This is a genomic window from Roseitalea porphyridii (genome assembly GCF_004331955.1).
GTDB lineage: Bacteria > Pseudomonadota > Alphaproteobacteria > Rhizobiales > Rhizobiaceae > Roseitalea > Roseitalea porphyridii.
On sequence record NZ_CP036532.1, the window covers coordinates 1,416,777 to 1,432,864 of the forward strand.

Genomic DNA, 16,088 nt, shown 5'->3' on the forward strand with positions numbered 1-16,088 from the left:
GGCCTGCTCTCGTCGCGCGATGACGGCGTGGCGTGCCGCGCCGATCATGGCTCCTGCCGTTCCCAGCCGTTGCCGGTCAGATGTTCCTGCGGCTGGAAGCGGATCTTGTAGTCCATCTTGCGCGAGCCCTCGACCCAGTAGCCCAGATAGACATGGGCGAGCCCCTGCCGGCGGGCGCGCTCGATATGGTCGAGGATCATGAAGGTGCCGAGCGAGCGATGCTCCTCGGCCGGGTCGAAGAAAGAATAGACCATCGAATAGCCGTCCGACATCATGTCCGACAGCGCCACCGCGATCAGCGGGCCTTCGCCGCGGCCGGTGACGAAACTGTCCGGGCCGCGCCGGCGATATTCGATGACCTTGGATTTGACGTGCGTGTCCTCGACCATCATGGCGTAGTCGAGCACCGTCATGTCGCTCATGCCGCCGCCCGAATGGCGCGCGTCCAGATAGCGGCGGAACAGCGAATACTGTTCGCTCGACGGCTCGGCGGTGTATTCGGTGCCGATCAGATCACCGTTGCGCCGGCTGATGCGTTTCATCGAGCGGGTTGGCTGGAACTCGTCGGCGAGGATGCGCACCGACACGCAGGCCCGGCAGCTTTCGCAGGCCGGCCGATAGGCGATGTTCTGGCTGCGGCGGAACCCGCCAAGCGTCAGAAGATCGTTCATCTCGGAGGCCTTCTCGCCGACCAGATGCGTGAACACCTTGCGCTCGAATTGCCCCTCCAGATAGGGGCAGGGGGCCGGCGAGGTCAAAAAGAACTGGGGCGCCTTGGCGCTGTGTCTTGTCATGGCCCGGTGCAGACTGTTGTCCCGTCGGCGCAGCGCGCCGGGTCACAACAATGGCATGTCGGAGCGCTCGGTCAAGCACCCGTGCAGGTTTTACCGACCCTGATCGAAGCGCTCGGCGCGCACCACCACGGTGCCAAGGGCCAGGTCGTGCAGAAGCCGCTTGTGGCGTGTGAACAGGGCGACCAGCACGATGAACGGTGTCAGGATCGCGTTCGCGGCCCAGAAAAGGACCGCGTGCACGATGGCCGTCATCCAGTCGATCGGCTGACCGTCATAGCGCACGAGCTTCAGGCCCATGGCGCGCATGCCCAGCGTCGCCTGCGCCTGCCCGCCCATCGTCCAGGCGATGTAGGTCAGCGCGATGAACGGGGTCAGGATGGCGTAGAGCAGCCAGGCGATGCCGAAGGTGACGATGCCCAGAAGGGCGATCACCGGCACCGCGATCACGACCAGCAGCAGGACCAGCGCATAGTCGATGACGAAGGCGAAGGTGCGTCGCGTGCGCACGCCTTCGTAAAGGCGCCAGTCCTCGAACCGGCCGGCGATGTCGATCGGGGTGCTCATCGTATCTGTCATGGCTTGCAGATGGCGGCCCGGCCGCTGCCTTTCAAGACCTGGGTCAGCCGGCGAGCAGGCGCGCCACGCGCGGCGCATAGTAGGTCAGGATGCCGTCGCAGCCGGCGCGCTTGAACGCGACGAGCTTTTCCATCATCACCTTCTCGCCGTCGATCCAGCCATTGGCCGCCGCCGCCTCGATCATCGCATATTCGCCGGAGACCTGATAGGCGAAGACGGGCACGCGCAACTCGCTCTTCAGGCGGTAGCACACGTCCAGATAGGGCAGGGCCGGCTTGACCATGAGCATGTCGGCGCCCTCGTCGAGATCGGCCTCGGCCTCGCGCACCGCCTCGTCGGAATTGCCCGGGTCGACATAATAGGTCTTCTTGTCGCCCTTCAGCAGCCCGCCGGTGCCGATCGCCTCGCGATAGGGGCCGTAGCAGGCCGAGGCGAATTTCGCCGTATAGGACATGATCGCCACGTCCTGATGGCCGGCTGCGTCGAGCGCGTCGCGGATGGCGCCGATGCGCCCGTCCATCATGTCCGACGGGGCGATGATGTCGGCGCCCGCATCGGCCTGCAGCACGGCGGCGCGCGCGATGATCCCGACCGTCTCGTCATTGACGATGATGCCGTCGCGCAGCACGCCGTCATGGCCGTGATCGGTGAACGGGTCGAGCGCAGCGTCGGTGATCACGCCGATGCCGGGCACCTCGGCCTTGATGGCGGCCGTTACGCGGTTGATGATGTTGTCGGCATCGAGCGCGTGGCTTCCGGTCTGGTCCTTGCGCTCGTGCGGGATGTTGGCGAAGATCGCGACGGCCGGAATGCCGAGCCCCTGCGCCTCGCGGGCGGCCAGCACCGCGCGATCGATGGTGAACCGTTCGACGCCCGGCATCGAACCGACCTGTTCGGCCTTGTCCTCGCCCTCCATGATGAAGATCGGCCAGATCAGATCGTCCGGCCCCAGCGCGCTTTCGCGCACCAGCCGGCGCGACCAGTCCGCCTTGCGCATCCGCCGCAAGCGCCGGCTGCCCGTGATCTCGTCGACGCTGCGTCCGCCTTGATGTCGGCCCGTCATTGCCTCTCCGCCGCTTCGGTGTTCGCCAAGGGCCCGCCTTTACAACGCGCTTTGCCTTTCGCAAACCGTTACGTTAGGCAAAGTGCGGTGATCCAGCCGCCCGGGGGCGAACATCATGGTGATGCTCGAAGCAGGTCTGCAGCCGCCCAGGAGGGGCGCCGTCGAGCGGCTGTTCGCGCTCTTGCTGCGCCTGCTCGCGGTCGTCTCGCTGATCGCCGGCCTGCTCTACTGGGCAGGGCTCGTCGGGATCGCCGGCGACGGCGCCTTCCGCTTCGACCTGCTCGCCCCGCACGTGCGGATCCTTTACACCGCGCAGGCGGTGATCGCGCCGGCCGCAGCGCTCGGTCTTTGGCTGACGGCGCGCTGGGGCGTGGTCCTCTGGGTGGCCGCGACGACCGCCGAGATCGTCGCGCACGGACCATTGTCCGACGCGTTCCCGGCCCGGCCCGGTGTGGCTCTGGTCGGCCTGGTGTGCCTGGTGGTGCTGGCGCTGGTGGCGATCGCCACGCTGCTCGAGCGGCGGACCGCGGGCCGGACCGGGTCGTGATTCCGCCGGCCCCGGAACCGGTCGAAAGCCGGCGTTCGGCTTGACCTTCCGTTAAGCACGGCGACAGGGAACGACCCCGTAACGGTCCGTTAACGCTTGCCTTTAAGCAGCATTTTATGCGCTTTGCTTAGGTTGCCCCTCACAAAGGCGGGAAACATCGCCGACCAAACATGTGAGGCAGTTATGATCAACCAGTCCAACTTCGTGGGCGAACCGCGCACGGAATCCGACGCCGACGCACTGCGCCGTCTCTACCACGAGACGCTGCAGCTTGTGGAGCGTCTGCATCGGCGCCTGCAGGACGTCGTCAAGGACGAGTTCGACCGGTCGGGCCGCGACGACATCAACGCGGTCCAGGCCATCTTGCTGTTCAACATCGGCGACAGCGAACTGACCGCCGGCGAACTGCGCTCGCGCGGCTACTATCTGGGCTCGAACGTATCCTACAACGTCAAGAAGCTGGCCCAGGAAGGCTTCATCAACCACAGCAAATCCAAGGCCGACAAGCGCTCTGTGCGCATTTCGCTGACCGAAAAGGGCCGGGAGGTCGCCGAGACGGTGGCGGAACTCTACGAACGTCACATCTCCTCGATCGAGGCGGTCGGCGGCATCAATGCCGAGGAATTCCAGAAGATGAACCGGGCGATGCAACGCCTCGACCGCTTCTGGAACGACACGATCCTCTATCGCCTCTGAGCCGAAGGCAGGTGTTTGGGCGAGGGCCGGGCGCTGCGCCCGGCCTTCGGCGTTCGCAAGGTGCGAAGCGATCTATTCGGCGGGCTGGCGGTGGCGCGTGCCTGCCGACGGCGCGGGCCGGCGGGGCAGAACGAGAAGCGCCGGAACACGCTCCATGTAGTCGGCATAGTCGGGCCGGGTCCGCATCATGTGCTGTTCGGTCAAAGGCAGCGAGACGAACCGAATGACGAGCGTCAGCAACGCCGGACCGGCGAGCGCCAGCAGGCTGCCGGAGATCGCGAACGCGGCGATGCCGATGCCCCACCACAGGATGATCTCGCCCAGATAGTTGGGATGGCGGCTCATGCCCCACAGCCCGTCCGTGACCATGCCGGTCTCCGGGCCGGCCGCGCCGGTCACCCGCTTGCCGGTCGCAAGCTGCACGTCGGCGATCCATTCGATCGCAAGTCCGATGCCGTAGACCGCCATGCCGACGATGAAGCCGATGGTGGCGACTTCCGAGGGGCCTGCCAGAAAGGCCACGTGCAGCGGCGAGGCGATCAGCCAGAGAAGGACCGCCTGCAACAGGAACACCTTGAAGAGGCTTGCCCACCACCATGACGGGCCGCCGCTCTCGCGCATCGCCCGATAGCGGCCGTCCTCATGTACCGAACCGTGATGGCGGCGCACCAGATGGATCGCAAGCCGCGCAGACCATGCCAGCACCGCTGCGAGGAGCACAGCCTGGTAGGTGCCGCCTATCCCGTGGAACCAGACATGGACCAGAGCGATCACGGAAAATCCGGGGCCCCAATAGTAGTCGATCACGCCGGCATCTTCGGTCAGGACATTAATCAGCCATATTCCTGTGAAAGCCACACAGGTGAGGGCGAATGTCACGAACAGCGAGGCTTCCATCCGTCGCGCCTTTCGGTCAGCGGGAAACCGGCCTACATGGTTTCCGTTTTGTTAAGCGGGTGGGGCTATAGCTCGTTCAGACGGTAAACCCCAGGGGCGAACAAACGGGATTACGCGGATCGATCATGAATGGATTGAAATCAACCAGCAGGCGCGCTTTTCTGAAATCGGCCGGCACGGCGGGCGCCATGGCCGCCTTCACTGGCCATGCGGCGGCACAGTCGTCCATCATGGAGATCCTGCAGTCGCCCGAACGCGGCAACTGGGATGACCAGTTCGATGCCGCCGGCCAGCGCGTCAGCCGGGTGACCAACACGCGCATGCCCGTGCTCAGCCAGGAAACCGCGTTCCACGTCGAGGGCGCGATCGAACGCTACCGCCAGATCGTGGCGAGCGGCGGCTGGCCCCGGGTCAACGCCAACAAGGCGCTCAAGGTCGGCGTCCAGGACAATGCCGTGCGCGAACTGCGCCGGCGTCTGATCGTTTCGGGCGACCTGCCGCGCAACGCAGGCGACAGCGCCACCTTCGATACCTTCCTTGACGGGGCGCTCAAGCGCTATCAGGCCCGCCACGGCATGACCGCCGACGGCGTCGTCGGCAACTACACGCTTGCCGCCCTCAACGTGTCCGCGCCGGTGCGCCTCGGCCAACTCGAGACCAACCTCGTCCGTCTGCGTTCCATGTCGGGCTTCCTCGGCGACCGATACGTGATGGTCAACATTCCGGCCGCCCAGATCGAGGCGGTCGAGAACGGGCGCGTCGAACAGCGCCACAAGGCCATCGTCGGAAAGACGGACCGGCAGACGCCGATCCTGTCCTCGCGCATTCACGAGGTCATTCTCAATCCGTACTGGACCGCGCCCAAGTCGATCATCCGCAAGGACATCATTCCCCTGATGCGCGAGGATCCGACCTATCTGACGCGCAACAAGATCCGCCTGTTCGATCAGCAGGGCAACGAAGTGCCGCCCGAGATGGTCGACTGGTCGACCGAGGAGGCCGTCGATCTGCGTTTCCGCCAGGATCCGGGCAAGATCAACGCCATGTCCTCGACCAAGATCAACTTCCACAATCCGCACGCGGTCTACATGCACGACACGCCGCAGCAGAGCCTGTTCGGCCAGTTCATGCGCTTTGAATCGTCGGGCTGCGTGCGTGTGCACAACATCCAGGAACTGACACTGTGGCTGCTTGAGTCCTCGCCCGGCTGGGACCGCGCGCGGGTCGAGCAGGTGGTCGCCTCCGGCGTCAACACCGAGGTTCCGCTGGAAGTGCAGATCCCGGTCTATTTCGTCTACGTCTCCGCTTGGGCGACCGATGGCGGCGTGGTCCACTTCCGCGACGACATATACAAGCGCGACGGTGTCGAGGAACTGCAGCTCACCTCGACGACGCTGTAACCGGCCTTTCGGCCGCAAGTCTGACAAGGGGCCCACGTGGCCCCTTTTTCGATGCTGCGTCCATTGTTCACATTGCGTCATCGGCGGTCCCGGCGGGACATGACAGCCACAGGCGCCCATGGTATGGCGCCGCTTTGCGACCCCAACACCGCCGAGGACCGCCCATGTCGACCGACAGCGCCGCCGCGCCGCACCTTTCCGATGCCTTTTTCGGCGACGATCTCGCCAGCTGCGACCCCGAGATCGCCGGCGCGATCGGCAAGGAGCTGGGGCGTCAGCAACAGGAAATCGAGCTGATCGCATCCGAGAACATCGTCTCGCGCGCCGTGCTCGAGGCGCAGGGCTCGGTGATGACCAACAAATATGCCGAGGGCTATCCGGGCCGGCGCTATTATGGCGGCTGCCAGTATGTCGACATCGCCGAGGAACTGGCGATCGACCGCGCGAAGGAACTGTTCGGCTGCGGCTTCGCCAACGTCCAGCCCAATTCGGGCAGCCAGGCGAACCAGGCGGTGATGCTCGCGCTCGCCAAGCCCGGCGACACGATCCTGGGCATGAGTCTGGACGCCGGCGGCCACCTCACGCACGGCGCCCGGCCCAACATGTCGGGCAAATGGTTCAACGCGGTCCAGTACGGGCTCGACCTCGACACCGGCCTGATCGACTACGACCAGGTCGCCGCGCTTGCCGAAGAGCACAAGCCGCGCCTGATCATCGCTGGCGGCTCGGCCTATTCGCGTGTCATCGACTTCGCCCGCTTCCGGAAGATCGCCGATGCCGTCGGCGCCCATCTGTGGGTCGACATGGCGCATTTCGCCGGTCTGGTCGCGGCGGGCGTGCATCCGAGCCCCTTCCCGCATGCCCATGTCGCGACGACGACCACGCACAAGACACTGCGCGGCCCGCGCGGCGGCATGGTGCTGACCAACGACGAGGACATCGCCAAGAAGATCAATTCGGCCGTCTTCCCGGGCCTTCAGGGCGGACCGCTGATGCACGTGATCGCCGCCAAGGCCGTCGCATTCGGCGAGGCGCTTCAGCCCGAGTTCAAGAGCTACATGAACGCGGTGGCCGAGAACGCCAAGGTTCTGGCCCAGACCGTGATCGAAGGCGGCATGGAGATCGTCTCGGGTGGCACCGACACGCACCTGATGCTGGTCGATCTGCGCCCCAAGGGCGTCACCGGCAAGGCCGCCGAGACCGCGCTCGGCCGCGCCTTCATCACCTGCAACAAGAACGGCGTGCCGAACGATCCGCAAAAGCCGGCCATCACCTCGGGCATCCGGCTGGGCACGCCGGCGGCGACGACGCGCGGTTTCGGCCCGGCCGAGTTCCGCGAGGTCGGCCGGCTGATCGTTCGCGTGGTCGACGGACTTGCGCAGGCCGGCGATGAGGGTGATACGTCCGGCATCGAGGACGCGGTCAAGGCCGAGGTCGTCGAACTGACGCGGCGCTTTCCGATCTATCCGCATCTGAACTGAGGAGTGCCGGGCCGTGCGCTGCCCGTTCTGCCATACCGAAAACACCGCCGTGAAGGACAGCCGTCCCGCCGAGGACGGCACGGTGATCCGCCGCCGGCGCGTCTGCGCCGATTGCGGTGGCCGCTTCACCACCTTCGAGCGCGTGCAGCTGCGCGAACTGTTCGTCATCAAGAAGAACGGCCGCAAGGTGCCGTTCGACCGCGACAAGCTGGCCCGGTCCTTCGAGGTCGCCCTGCGCAAGCGGCCGGTCGAGCAGGAGCGCGTCGAGCGCGCCGTCTCGGCGATCGTGCGTCAGCTCGAAAGCTCAGGCGAACAGGACATCCACGCCGACGAGATCGGCACGATGGTCATGGAAGCGCTCAAGCGCATGGATGAGGTCGCCTTCGTGCGCTTCGCCTCGGTCTACAAGGACTTCCGCGACCCGCAGGACTTCGCCGACCTGCTCGGCGAGATCGCCGGGCCGGACGTCGACCCCGACCCCGTGGCCGATGCCGCCGAGTGATACCGGCTCCATGACGGCCGACGATGCGCGCTTTCTGAGGGCCGCGTTGCGCTATGCCCGTTGGCATCTGGGCCGCACCGGCACCAACCCCTCCGTCGCCACGCTGATCGTATCAGACGGCGCGATCGTCGGGCGCGGCATCACCGCGATCGGCGGCCGTCCGCATGCCGAAACGATCGCGCTCGAAGAAGCAGGCGCGGCCGCGCGCGGCGCGACCGCCTATGTCACGCTCGAACCCTGCGCCCATCATGGCCGCACGCCGCCCTGCGCCGAAGCGCTCGTCGCGGCGGGAGTCGCGCGCGTCATCGCCGCCGTCTCCGATCCGGATGAACGGGTCTCCGGCAGGGGGTATGCGATCCTGCGCGAGGGAGGCATTGCCGTGCTCGCCGACTGCGACCCCGCCGGCGCTGGCGACGTGCTCGGCGCCTATCTGACTCGGTCATCGAAAAAACGCGCGCAAGTGACTCTGAAGCTTGCCGTTTCCGCCGACGGCATGGTCGGCCGCAAGGGCGCCGGCCAGGTGGCGATCACCGGCGCGGTCGCGCGCGCCCAGGCGCACCGCATGCGCGCCGAACACGATGCGATCCTCGTGGGCATCGGCACGGTACTGGAGGACGACCCGGAACTGACCTGCCGGCTCGAGGGCATGGAACCGCGCTCGCCGCGCCGGATCGTGCTGGACACCGATGCGCGCCTGCCGCTTGGCTCGAAGCTGGTGGCTGGCGCCGCCATGCCGCCGGTTCATGTCGCGACCGCCGACCCCTTGTCCGACCGGGCGCGTGCGCTCGCCGAAAGGGGCGTGCGGCTGATCGCCAGCGAGACGGTGGACGGACGCATCGCGTTGCCCGAACTGGTCGAGGATCTGGCAGCGCTCGGCATCGCCAGCGTCATGGTCGAGGGCGGCGCAGCCGTCGCGCGGGCCTTTCTTCAGGAGGGACTCGTCGACCGCATCGCCCTGTTCGAAAGCGATGTGCTGGTGGGCGAGGGCGGCATCGCCGCGCCGTTCACGGGCGAAACCCTGCCCGCCGGGTTTGCGGTTGCGCGCCGGGCGGTCTATGGCGCCGACCGGTTCATGCTTGCGGAGCGCCCCTGATGTTCACCGGGATCGTCACAGATATCGGCGAGGTGATCGCCGCCACCGACCTGCCCGAGGGCCGGCGCTTCCGGATCGCCACGGCCTACGACTCCGCGACGATCGCCATCGGCGCCTCGATCGCCTGCGCCGGCGTCTGCCTGACCGTGACCGGGCTGCCCGAGCCCGGCAACGATGCGCGCTGGTTCGAGGTGGAAGCCTGGGAGGAAGCGCTGCGCCTGACCAGCGCCGGCAAGTGGGCAGCCGGAACGCGGCTCAATCTCGAACGGGCGCTGAGGGCGGGGGACGAATATGGCGGGCACATGGTCTCGGGCCATGTCGACGCGATGGCGACGATCACCGAGACCCGCGTCGAGGGCGATGCGGTGCGCTTCATCCTCGTCGCGCCCCATGCGCTGATGCGGTTCATCGCGCCCAAGGGGTCGGTGGCGCTCGACGGCACTTCGCTGACCGTGAACGGTGTCGAGGATGATCGGTTCGATGTCTTGCTGATCCGCCATTCGCTCGAGGTGACGACCTGGGGCGAGCGGAAAGCGGGCGATGCGGTCAACCTCGAGATCGACCCGATCGCGCGTTATGTCGCGCACTATGCCGACCGGCTTGCGGCGGCCGGCACAAAGGCGTAGGGCACGGCCAAAACAGCCATCGGCGCAAGGCCGCACCGTTCCCATGAGTTCCGACAAGCCACATATCCTGATCGTCGAGGCGCGCTTTTACGACGACATGTCCGACGCGCTGCTCGATGGCGCCCGGCACGCGCTCGAAGCGGCCGGCGCGACCTTCGATGTCGTCACCGTGCCCGGCGCGCTCGAGATCCCCGCCGCGATCGCGTTCGCGCGCGCCGGCCGCACGATCTATGACGGCTATGTCGCGCTCGGCATGGTCATTCGCGGCGAAACCTATCATTTCGAGCTGGTCTGCAACGAATCCGCGCGCGGACTGACCGATCTGGCCATCGCCGACAAGCTCGCCATCGGCAACGGTATCATGACCGTCGAGAATGCCGAACAGGGCTGGGCCCGCGCCGACCGCAACCGCAAGGACAAGGGTGGCGCCGCCGCGCGGGCCGCGCTCGCCATGATCGGCCTGCGCGAAAGGCTCGGCACACGATGAGCGCGGACGCACCAAGGCTCAAGGCCGCCAACAAGCGCGGCGCCGCCCGCCTCGGCGCGGTGCAGGCGCTCTATCAGATGGACATGTCTGGCTCGGGCGTGCTGGAGACGGCGGCCGAATATGAAACCTTCCGGCTCGGCCAGGAGATCGACGGCGTCAGGTATCGCGATGCCGATGCGGCCTGGTTCCGCGCCATCCTGTCGGGCGTGGTCGCCGAGCAGACACGGCTCGATCCGGTCGTGCGCGACTCGCTGTCCGAGGACTGGCCGCTGTCGCGGCTCGACGGCACGCTGCGCGCCATCCTGCGCGCCGGCGCCTGGGAGCTGATCCACCGCAAGGATGTGCCGGTCGCCGTCGTCGTGACTGAATATGTCGACATCGCGCACGCCTTCTTCGAGGACGGCGAGGAGCCGCGCATGGTCAATGCCGTGCTCGACCGCATCGCGCGCCGGACGAGGGCGGCATGAGCGCCGGGGGACACAGGATGTCCGCCACGGCGCCAAGCGCGCCGGTCGCCGATCTGAGCTTTGCCAAGCGCACCACGCTGACCATCGCCGCCTCGCAGGCGATCGTCGGCGCCGCGGCCCCGGTCGCGATCTCCATGGGCGGGCTTGCCGGCCACTATCTGCTCGGGGCCGACAAGACGCTGTCGACGCTGCCCGTCACCGGTTTCAATATCGGCGTGGCGCTCGGCGCGCTTCCGGCCGCCATGCTGATGCGCGCGGTCGGCCGCCGCAACGGCTTCGTGTCGGGCGCAATGGTCACCGCCCTCGGCGGCGCGATCGCCGCGCTCGGCCTGTTCGAGACCAGCTTCTGGCTGTTTGCCACCGGGCTTCTGGTGATCGGCCTTGGCGGCGCGTTCGTCCAGCAATACCGCTTCGCGGCCGCCGACGCCTCGCCGAAGATCTTCAAGCCCAAGGCGATCTCCTGGGTGCTGGGCGGCGGCGTCTTCGCCGCCATCATCGGCCCGCAGGCGGTCATCCACACCAAGAACCTGTTTGCGCCGGTCGAATTCGCGGGCGCCTTCGTCGCCGTGATCGGTCTTGGCCTGCTGGGCGCGCTGATCCTGTCGACGCTGAAGATCGCCGACCATGTCGAGCCGGTCGCCGCCGATGCGCCGCCGGCCGCGCCGGAGCGCTCGCTCGGCGCCATCGTGGGCCAGCCGCGCTTTCTGGTCGCCTTCATCTGCGGTGTCACGTCTTATGCGTTGATGAGCTTCCTGATGACCGGCGCGCCGCTCGCCATGGTCGGCTGCGGCTACAGCGCCGAACAGGCCACGCTCGGCATCTCCTGGCACGTCATGGCCATGTTCGCGCCGAGCTTCGTCACGGGCAACCTGATCGCCCGGTTCGGCAAGGAGACGATCGTCGCCGCCGGCCTCCTGATCCTGATCGTCTGTGGCCTTGTCGCCCTGTCCGGAATCGCGCTGTGGCAGTTCTGGCTGGCGCTGATCCTTCTGGGCGTCGGCTGGAACTTCGGCTTCATCGGCGCCACCGCCATGCTGACCGACACCTATACGCCGGCCGAGAAGAACAAGGTTCAGGGCGTCCATGACTTCGCCCTGTTCGGCACGGTCGCCTTCGCCTCGCTGATGTCGGGCGCGACGCTCAACTGGTTCGGCGAAACCGCAGAGGCCGGGTGGGTCGCGCTCAACTGGATCCTGCTGCCGGTCGCCTCGGTCTGCCTGGTGCTGCTTGCCGGCTTCGTCCTGCGCGACCGGAGGCTCGCCGCCCGGCGCGGCTGATACCGCCGGCCGGCATCGGCTTGGGTAAAGGGCGCATGCCGCCTTGACCCAAATTCGCCCTTTCTGCATAGACGACGCCGACGCGGGGCCGATCGGCCCTGCCTTTCGTTTATGCGGCTCGCCGGGGGACCTGGGCGGGCCCGTCAGGAGGACACCCGATGATACTTCTCGCCGTCATTGCCTGCGGCCTATTGTCTATCGTCTATGCCATATGGGCCACCCAGTCGGTGCTTGCCGCCGACCAGGGCAACCAGCGCATGCAGGAAATCGCCGGGGCCATTCGCGAGGGCGCGCAGGCCTATCTGAACCGGCAGTACGCCACGATCGGCATCGTCGGCGCGGTCGTCTTCATCGCCACCTGGCTGTTGCTCGGCGCTACGGCCGCGATCGGCTTTGCGATCGGCGCGGTGCTCTCGGGCGTCGCCGGTTATATCGGCATGCACGTGTCCGTGCGGGCCAACGTGCGCACGGCCCAGGCGGCCGCCCACTCGCTTTCGGCCGGCCTCGACATCGCCTTCAAGTCCGGCGCGATCACCGGCATGCTGGTGGCGGGCCTCGCGCTTCTGGGCGTCGCCATCTACTACTACATCCTCACCGACATGATGGGCCTTGCGCCCGAAAGCCGTATCGTCATCGACGCGCTGGTCGCGCTCGGATTCGGCGCTTCGCTGATCTCGATCTTTGCGCGTCTGGGCGGCGGCATCTTCACCAAGGGCGCCGATGTGGGCGGCGACCTGGTCGGCAAGGTCGAAGCGGGCATTCCCGAGGACGATCCGCGCAACCCGGCGACCATCGCCGACAATGTGGGCGACAATGTCGGCGACTGCGCCGGCATGGCCGCCGACCTGTTCGAGACCTATGCGGTGACGATCGTCGCCACGATGGTGCTCGGCGCGATCTTCTTCGCCGGCAACGAAGTTCTGGCCGACGTCATGCTCTATCCGCTGGCGATCGGCGCCGCCTGCCTTCTGACCTCGATCGTCGGCACGTTCTTCGTGCGGCTGGGCACCAACGGCTCGATCATGGGCGCGCTCTACAAGGGCCTGATCGCGACCGGCGTTCTGACCATCGCCGGCCTCGGCGCGGCGACCTCGCTGACCATCGGCTGGGACGACATCGGCGAAGTGGCCGGCCAGACCATCAACGGCCGCTACCTGTTCTATTGCGGCCTGATCGGTCTTGTCGTCACCGGCCTGATCGTGATCATCACCGAGTACTACACCGGCACCAACAAGCGCCCGGTGAACTCGATCAGCCAGGCCTCGGTCACCGGCCACGGCACCAACGTCATCCAGGGCCTTGCGGTCTCGCTGGAATCGACGGCTTTGCCGGCGATCGTCATCGTCGCCGGCATCATCGCCACCTTCCAGCTCGGCGGCCTGTTCGGGATCGGCATCGCGGTCACCGTCATGCTCGGCCTTGCCGGCATGATCGTCGCGCTCGACGCATTCGGCCCGGTCACCGACAATGCCGGCGGAATCGCCGAGATGAGCGAACTCGACCCCGAGGTCCGCAAGTCCACCGATGCGCTGGACGCGGTCGGCAACACGACCAAGGCCGTCACCAAGGGCTATGCGATCGGTTCGGCCGGCCTTGGCGCGCTGGTGCTGTTTGCGGCCTATTCGAACGATCTGGCCTATTTCGCGGCCAACCCGGAGACCTATACCTACTTCGCCGATCTCGGCGACATCTCGTTCGAACTGTCCAACCCGTACGTCGTGGCCGGCCTGATCTTCGGCGGACTGATCCCCTACCTGTTCGGCGGCATCGCGATGACCGCGGTCGGCCGCGCCGGTGGCGCCGTCGTCGAGGAAGTGCGCCGCCAGTTCCGCGAGAAGCCCGGCATCATGGAAGGTACCGAGCGGCCCGACTATGCCCGCGCGGTCGACATGCTAACCAAGGCGGCGATCAGGGAAATGATCATCCCCTCGCTGCTGCCGGTGCTCGCGCCGCTGGTCGTCTATTTCGGCGTGCTGTTGATCTCCGGCTCCAAGGCCTCGGCCTTTGCCGCGGTCGGCGCCATGCTGCTCGGCGTGATCGTCAACGGCCTGTTCGTCGCCATCTCGATGACTTCGGGCGGCGGCGCCTGGGACAACGCCAAGAAGTCGTTCGAGGACGGCTTCATCGACAAGGATGGCGTCAAGCACGAGAAGGGCTCGGAGGCCCACAAGGCCTCGGTGACCGGCGACACGGTCGGCGATCCCTACAAGGACACGGCCGGCCCGGCGGTGAACCCGGCGATCAAGATCACCAACATCGTCGCGCTTCTGCTGCTGGCCGTCCTCGCCCAGTAGGCCGGCGCGACCGCCACGAAAAAGGCCCGCGCGGAGCGATCCGCGCGGGCCTTTTCTATCCGGCCTTCCCGCGAAGTGCGGGCTGCGCTCAGCGTCCGCCGAGCAGTGACTCCGGCGAGGGTCCGCCGATCGTGCCGGTCAGGACCTGGGTCAGGAAAGTCTGGTCACGGCCGCCCGTCGGTGTCGTACGGGTGATGAAGTCGAACACGCGTCCGTCCTGAAGGCCGTAGTCGGCGATCCGCTCCACCGTGTTCTCGCCGTCGAAATAGACCGCGAGGATGCGCTGGTCGACCAGGCGCGGCTTGAGAAACTGGGCGCGGCGCTGCCGCGTCTGCGAGATGTAATAGAACACCTCGTTCTCGAACGTGTTCGTCGTCGTCGGCGTGCCAAGCGCCAGAAGCACCTGCTCTCGGCTCGAGCCGGGCGGCACCAGCGCCAGCGTCTGCTCGTCAACCACGTAACCCTGCTTGAAGGTCTCGGACATGTTCGTCACTTGCGACACGTTCATCAGCTCGGAACCGACCGAGTTGCAGCCTGCAAGCGCCGTGGCCGCCACAACGAGCGCGGCCGATGCCCGCAGCCCCGTTCGCGTCGACTTGAAATTTCGCGCCATGACGTTCATCTCCTTGGCCGGGCCTGCCGGCCGTACTGGACCGTTCCGGTAAACCAGCGGCGGCCCTGTTGCAAGCCGTCGGCGCCAGTCCTGCCGGTCGGCCACGGATATGCGCATGATTGTGTCACTGTTTCGGCGAAGCACGCAAAACGCCAATCGGATCATCGTCGACCGGCTGTTCGATCAGATCGTCGCGGCGGCCCGCCAGCCGGCGATCTATGCCCAATGGGGTGTGCCCGACACGCCGCTTGGCCGCTACGAGTCGCTCGGCCTTCACATGATCGTCTTTTTGCGCCGAACGCGCGGCGCCGGACCCGGCGTCGAAGCGCTCGCCCAGGACGTGCTCGACGAGTTCTTCAAGGATGTCGACCATTCGATCCGCGAACTCGGCATCGGCGATGCCGGCGTGCCCAAGCGCATGAAGAAGCTGGCGCGCATGTTCTATGGCCGCATGGGGCCCTATTGGGAGGCGATCGACGCGGGCGATGCCGACGCGCTCGCCGCCGCGCTCGAACGCAACATCGCGCCCGACGCCAAGGAAGAGCCGGAATTCGACGCGCGCTCGCTCGCCGGCTACACGCTCGCCGCGGCCGAAGCACTGGCGGCCCAGGACGACGCGTCGCTCCTGTCGGCCCGGATCGCCTTCCCGGAAGCGGGAGCCCCGGCATGACCGACCGACACGAGCCCGATACCATCTCGCCGGTCAGCCATCGGCTCAACGTTTCGGTCCTGCCCGCGCGCGGCCGTCGCCAGACGATCGAGGCCGATGCCGAGCAGCGCCAGGCGCTCGCCGCCGAACACGATCTGGTTTCGGTCGAACGCTTCGCCGCCGACATCGAGGTCAAGCGCTGGCAGCGCGACGGCGTCAGGCTGGTCGGCACGGTCGATGCCGAGATCACCCAGCGATGCGTGGTCACGCTCGATCCCCTGCCGGCGCGCGTCCGGGCGCCCTTCGAGGCGGTGTTCGTGCCCGACGATTCGCCGCTGTCGCGCCGGGCCGAGCCGGGCGAGGGGGCGGACATCATCGTCGACGCCGAGGGCCCCGACCTGCCCGAGCCGTTCACCCCGCCAATGCTCGACATCGGCGCGGCGGCCGAGGAATTCTTTGCGCTGGCGCTCGATCCCTATCCGCGCAAGAAGGGCGCCGAGCCGCCCGGGGACTTCGCGCCGGACCCGGCCGACGCACCGGAAAACCCGTTCGCCAAGCTGGCGGCGCTGAAGACGAACGGCGAGCGCTAGGACGCATTTTGCCGGTTGAGCACACGACCATTATCG

At 67.1% G+C, this 16,088-nt stretch carries 18 protein-coding genes; 13 read left to right on the top strand and 5 right to left on the bottom strand.

All coding sequences use genetic code 11. The annotated features are described in order from the left end of the window. Positions 1-44 precede the first annotated feature (44 nt). The 3 genes from E0E05_RS06920 to hemB form a co-directional block, all read right to left on the bottom strand. Positions 45-794: an arginyltransferase gene (locus E0E05_RS06920; RefSeq protein WP_131616054.1), complete on the bottom strand. Its 750-nt coding sequence runs from the start codon at positions 792-794 to the stop codon at positions 45-47. A gap of 90 nt (positions 795-884) precedes the next feature. Continuing rightward, a complete protein-coding gene (locus E0E05_RS06925; protein WP_131616055.1) occupies positions 885-1,358 on the bottom strand; it encodes an RDD family protein in 474 nt (157 codons plus the stop codon). Positions 1,359-1,413: 55 nt separating this feature from the next. After that, positions 1,414-2,433 carry a porphobilinogen synthase gene (gene hemB / locus E0E05_RS06930; RefSeq protein ID WP_131616056.1) on the bottom strand — a complete coding sequence of 340 codons (1,020 nt, stop codon included), beginning with the start codon at positions 2,431-2,433 and terminating at the stop codon, positions 1,414-1,416. Between the two features lie 115 nt (positions 2,434-2,548). On the opposite strand from hemB, the gene E0E05_RS06935 reads away from it, so the two are divergent. Both E0E05_RS06935 and ldtR read left to right on the top strand, forming a co-directional pair. Then, positions 2,549-2,980: a DUF6163 family protein gene (locus E0E05_RS06935; protein ID WP_131616057.1), complete on the top strand. Its 432-nt coding sequence runs from the start codon at positions 2,549-2,551 to the stop codon at positions 2,978-2,980. 183 nt (positions 2,981-3,163) lie between these two features. After that, the gene (gene ldtR, locus E0E05_RS06940) at positions 3,164-3,676 is read left to right on the top strand and encodes a transcriptional regulator LdtR (RefSeq protein WP_052288043.1); all 513 of its coding nucleotides are present in this window, start codon (positions 3,164-3,166) and stop codon (positions 3,674-3,676) included. 72 nt (positions 3,677-3,748) lie between these two features. On the opposite strand, the gene E0E05_RS06945 is transcribed toward ldtR, so the two are convergent. Then, positions 3,749-4,573 carry a DUF1295 domain-containing protein gene (locus E0E05_RS06945; RefSeq protein WP_131616058.1) on the bottom strand — a complete coding sequence of 275 codons (825 nt, stop codon included), beginning with the start codon at positions 4,571-4,573 and terminating at the stop codon, positions 3,749-3,751. A 161-nt stretch (positions 4,574-4,734) separates the two neighbouring features. Between E0E05_RS06945 and E0E05_RS06950 the strand changes: the two genes are divergently transcribed. From E0E05_RS06950 to E0E05_RS06990, 9 genes are all read left to right on the top strand, one after another. Beyond that, on the top strand, positions 4,735-5,973 hold the full coding sequence (locus E0E05_RS06950) for a L,D-transpeptidase family protein (RefSeq protein WP_244598056.1): 1,239 nt from the start codon (positions 4,735-4,737) through the stop codon (positions 5,971-5,973). Positions 5,974-6,137: 164 nt separating this feature from the next. Next, positions 6,138-7,454: a serine hydroxymethyltransferase gene (glyA, locus tag E0E05_RS06955; protein WP_131616060.1), complete on the top strand. Its 1,317-nt coding sequence runs from the start codon at positions 6,138-6,140 to the stop codon at positions 7,452-7,454. Between the two features lie 13 nt (positions 7,455-7,467). Beyond that, positions 7,468-7,956, top strand: coding sequence for a transcriptional regulator NrdR (gene nrdR, locus E0E05_RS06960; RefSeq protein WP_039724089.1), 489 nt, complete (start codon positions 7,468-7,470; stop codon positions 7,954-7,956). 10 nt (positions 7,957-7,966) lie between these two features. Next, positions 7,967-9,049, top strand: coding sequence for a bifunctional diaminohydroxyphosphoribosylaminopyrimidine deaminase/5-amino-6-(5-phosphoribosylamino)uracil reductase RibD (gene ribD / locus E0E05_RS06965; protein WP_131616061.1), 1,083 nt, complete (start codon positions 7,967-7,969; stop codon positions 9,047-9,049). Continuing rightward, complete coding sequence (locus tag E0E05_RS06970) at positions 9,049-9,675, top strand: riboflavin synthase (protein WP_131616062.1); 627 nt, start codon at positions 9,049-9,051, stop codon at positions 9,673-9,675. The genes ribD and E0E05_RS06970 overlap by 1 nt, the downstream gene beginning before the upstream one ends. Positions 9,676-9,718: 43 nt before the next feature. Next, entirely contained in the window at positions 9,719-10,162 is a 444-nt protein-coding gene (locus E0E05_RS06975) for a 6,7-dimethyl-8-ribityllumazine synthase (RefSeq protein ID WP_131616063.1), read from the top strand. Beyond that, positions 10,159-10,629, top strand: coding sequence for a transcription antitermination factor NusB (gene nusB / locus E0E05_RS06980; protein ID WP_039724085.1), 471 nt, complete (start codon positions 10,159-10,161; stop codon positions 10,627-10,629). The genes E0E05_RS06975 and nusB overlap by 4 nt, the downstream gene beginning before the upstream one ends. Positions 10,630-10,646: 17 nt before the next feature. Then, positions 10,647-11,906, top strand: coding sequence for an MFS transporter (locus tag E0E05_RS06985; RefSeq protein WP_131616064.1), 1,260 nt, complete (start codon positions 10,647-10,649; stop codon positions 11,904-11,906). A 158-nt stretch (positions 11,907-12,064) separates the two neighbouring features. Continuing rightward, positions 12,065-14,200, top strand: coding sequence for a sodium-translocating pyrophosphatase (locus E0E05_RS06990; RefSeq protein ID WP_131616065.1), 2,136 nt, complete (start codon positions 12,065-12,067; stop codon positions 14,198-14,200). Positions 14,201-14,288: 88 nt separating this feature from the next. On the opposite strand, the gene E0E05_RS06995 is transcribed toward E0E05_RS06990, so the two are convergent. Continuing rightward, the gene (locus E0E05_RS06995; protein ID WP_131616066.1) at positions 14,289-14,813 is read right to left on the bottom strand and encodes an outer membrane protein assembly factor BamE; all 525 of its coding nucleotides are present in this window, start codon (positions 14,811-14,813) and stop codon (positions 14,289-14,291) included. Positions 14,814-14,928: 115 nt separating this feature from the next. Here E0E05_RS06995 and E0E05_RS07000 point away from each other — a divergent pair, with 115 nt between their 5' ends. Both E0E05_RS07000 and E0E05_RS07005 read left to right on the top strand, forming a co-directional pair. Further along, entirely contained in the window at positions 14,929-15,483 is a 555-nt protein-coding gene (locus E0E05_RS07000) for a ubiquinol-cytochrome C chaperone family protein (protein WP_131616067.1), read from the top strand. Continuing rightward, positions 15,480-16,052 (top strand): YceD family protein, encoded by a 573-nt coding sequence (locus tag E0E05_RS07005; protein WP_131616068.1) that lies wholly within the window; start codon positions 15,480-15,482, stop codon positions 16,050-16,052. Before E0E05_RS07000 ends, E0E05_RS07005 begins: the two co-directional genes overlap by 4 nt. The last annotated feature ends 36 nt before the right edge of the window (positions 16,053-16,088 follow it).

What these genes read in the sequence shown, in the direction of transcription:
- E0E05_RS06920 (WP_131616054.1), bottom strand. Translation starts at nt 794, where the DNA reads ATGACAAGACACAGCGCCAAGGCGCCCCAGTTCTTTTTGACCTCGCCG.
- E0E05_RS06925 (WP_131616055.1), bottom strand. Translation starts at nt 1,358, where the DNA reads ATGAGCACCCCGATCGACATCGCCGGCCGGTTCGAGGACTGGCGCCTT.
- hemB (WP_131616056.1), bottom strand. Translation starts at nt 2,433, where the DNA reads ATGACGGGCCGACATCAAGGCGGACGCAGCGTCGACGAGATCACGGGC.
- E0E05_RS06935 (WP_131616057.1), top strand. Translation starts at nt 2,549, where the DNA reads ATGGTGATGCTCGAAGCAGGTCTGCAGCCGCCCAGGAGGGGCGCCGTC.
- ldtR (WP_052288043.1), top strand. Translation starts at nt 3,164, where the DNA reads ATGATCAACCAGTCCAACTTCGTGGGCGAACCGCGCACGGAATCCGAC.
- E0E05_RS06945 (WP_131616058.1), bottom strand. Translation starts at nt 4,573, where the DNA reads ATGGAAGCCTCGCTGTTCGTGACATTCGCCCTCACCTGTGTGGCTTTC.
- glyA (WP_131616060.1), top strand. Translation starts at nt 6,138, where the DNA reads ATGTCGACCGACAGCGCCGCCGCGCCGCACCTTTCCGATGCCTTTTTC.
- ribD (WP_131616061.1), top strand. Translation starts at nt 7,967, where the DNA reads ATGACGGCCGACGATGCGCGCTTTCTGAGGGCCGCGTTGCGCTATGCC.
- E0E05_RS06970 (WP_131616062.1), top strand. Translation starts at nt 9,049, where the DNA reads ATGTTCACCGGGATCGTCACAGATATCGGCGAGGTGATCGCCGCCACC.
- E0E05_RS06975 (WP_131616063.1), top strand. Translation starts at nt 9,719, where the DNA reads ATGAGTTCCGACAAGCCACATATCCTGATCGTCGAGGCGCGCTTTTAC.
- nusB (WP_039724085.1), top strand. Translation starts at nt 10,159, where the DNA reads ATGAGCGCGGACGCACCAAGGCTCAAGGCCGCCAACAAGCGCGGCGCC.
- E0E05_RS06985 (WP_131616064.1), top strand. Translation starts at nt 10,647, where the DNA reads ATGTCCGCCACGGCGCCAAGCGCGCCGGTCGCCGATCTGAGCTTTGCC.
- E0E05_RS06990 (WP_131616065.1), top strand. Translation starts at nt 12,065, where the DNA reads ATGATACTTCTCGCCGTCATTGCCTGCGGCCTATTGTCTATCGTCTAT.
- E0E05_RS06995 (WP_131616066.1), bottom strand. Translation starts at nt 14,813, where the DNA reads ATGGCGCGAAATTTCAAGTCGACGCGAACGGGGCTGCGGGCATCGGCC.
- E0E05_RS07000 (WP_131616067.1), top strand. Translation starts at nt 14,929, where the DNA reads ATGATTGTGTCACTGTTTCGGCGAAGCACGCAAAACGCCAATCGGATC.
- E0E05_RS07005 (WP_131616068.1), top strand. Translation starts at nt 15,480, where the DNA reads ATGACCGACCGACACGAGCCCGATACCATCTCGCCGGTCAGCCATCGG.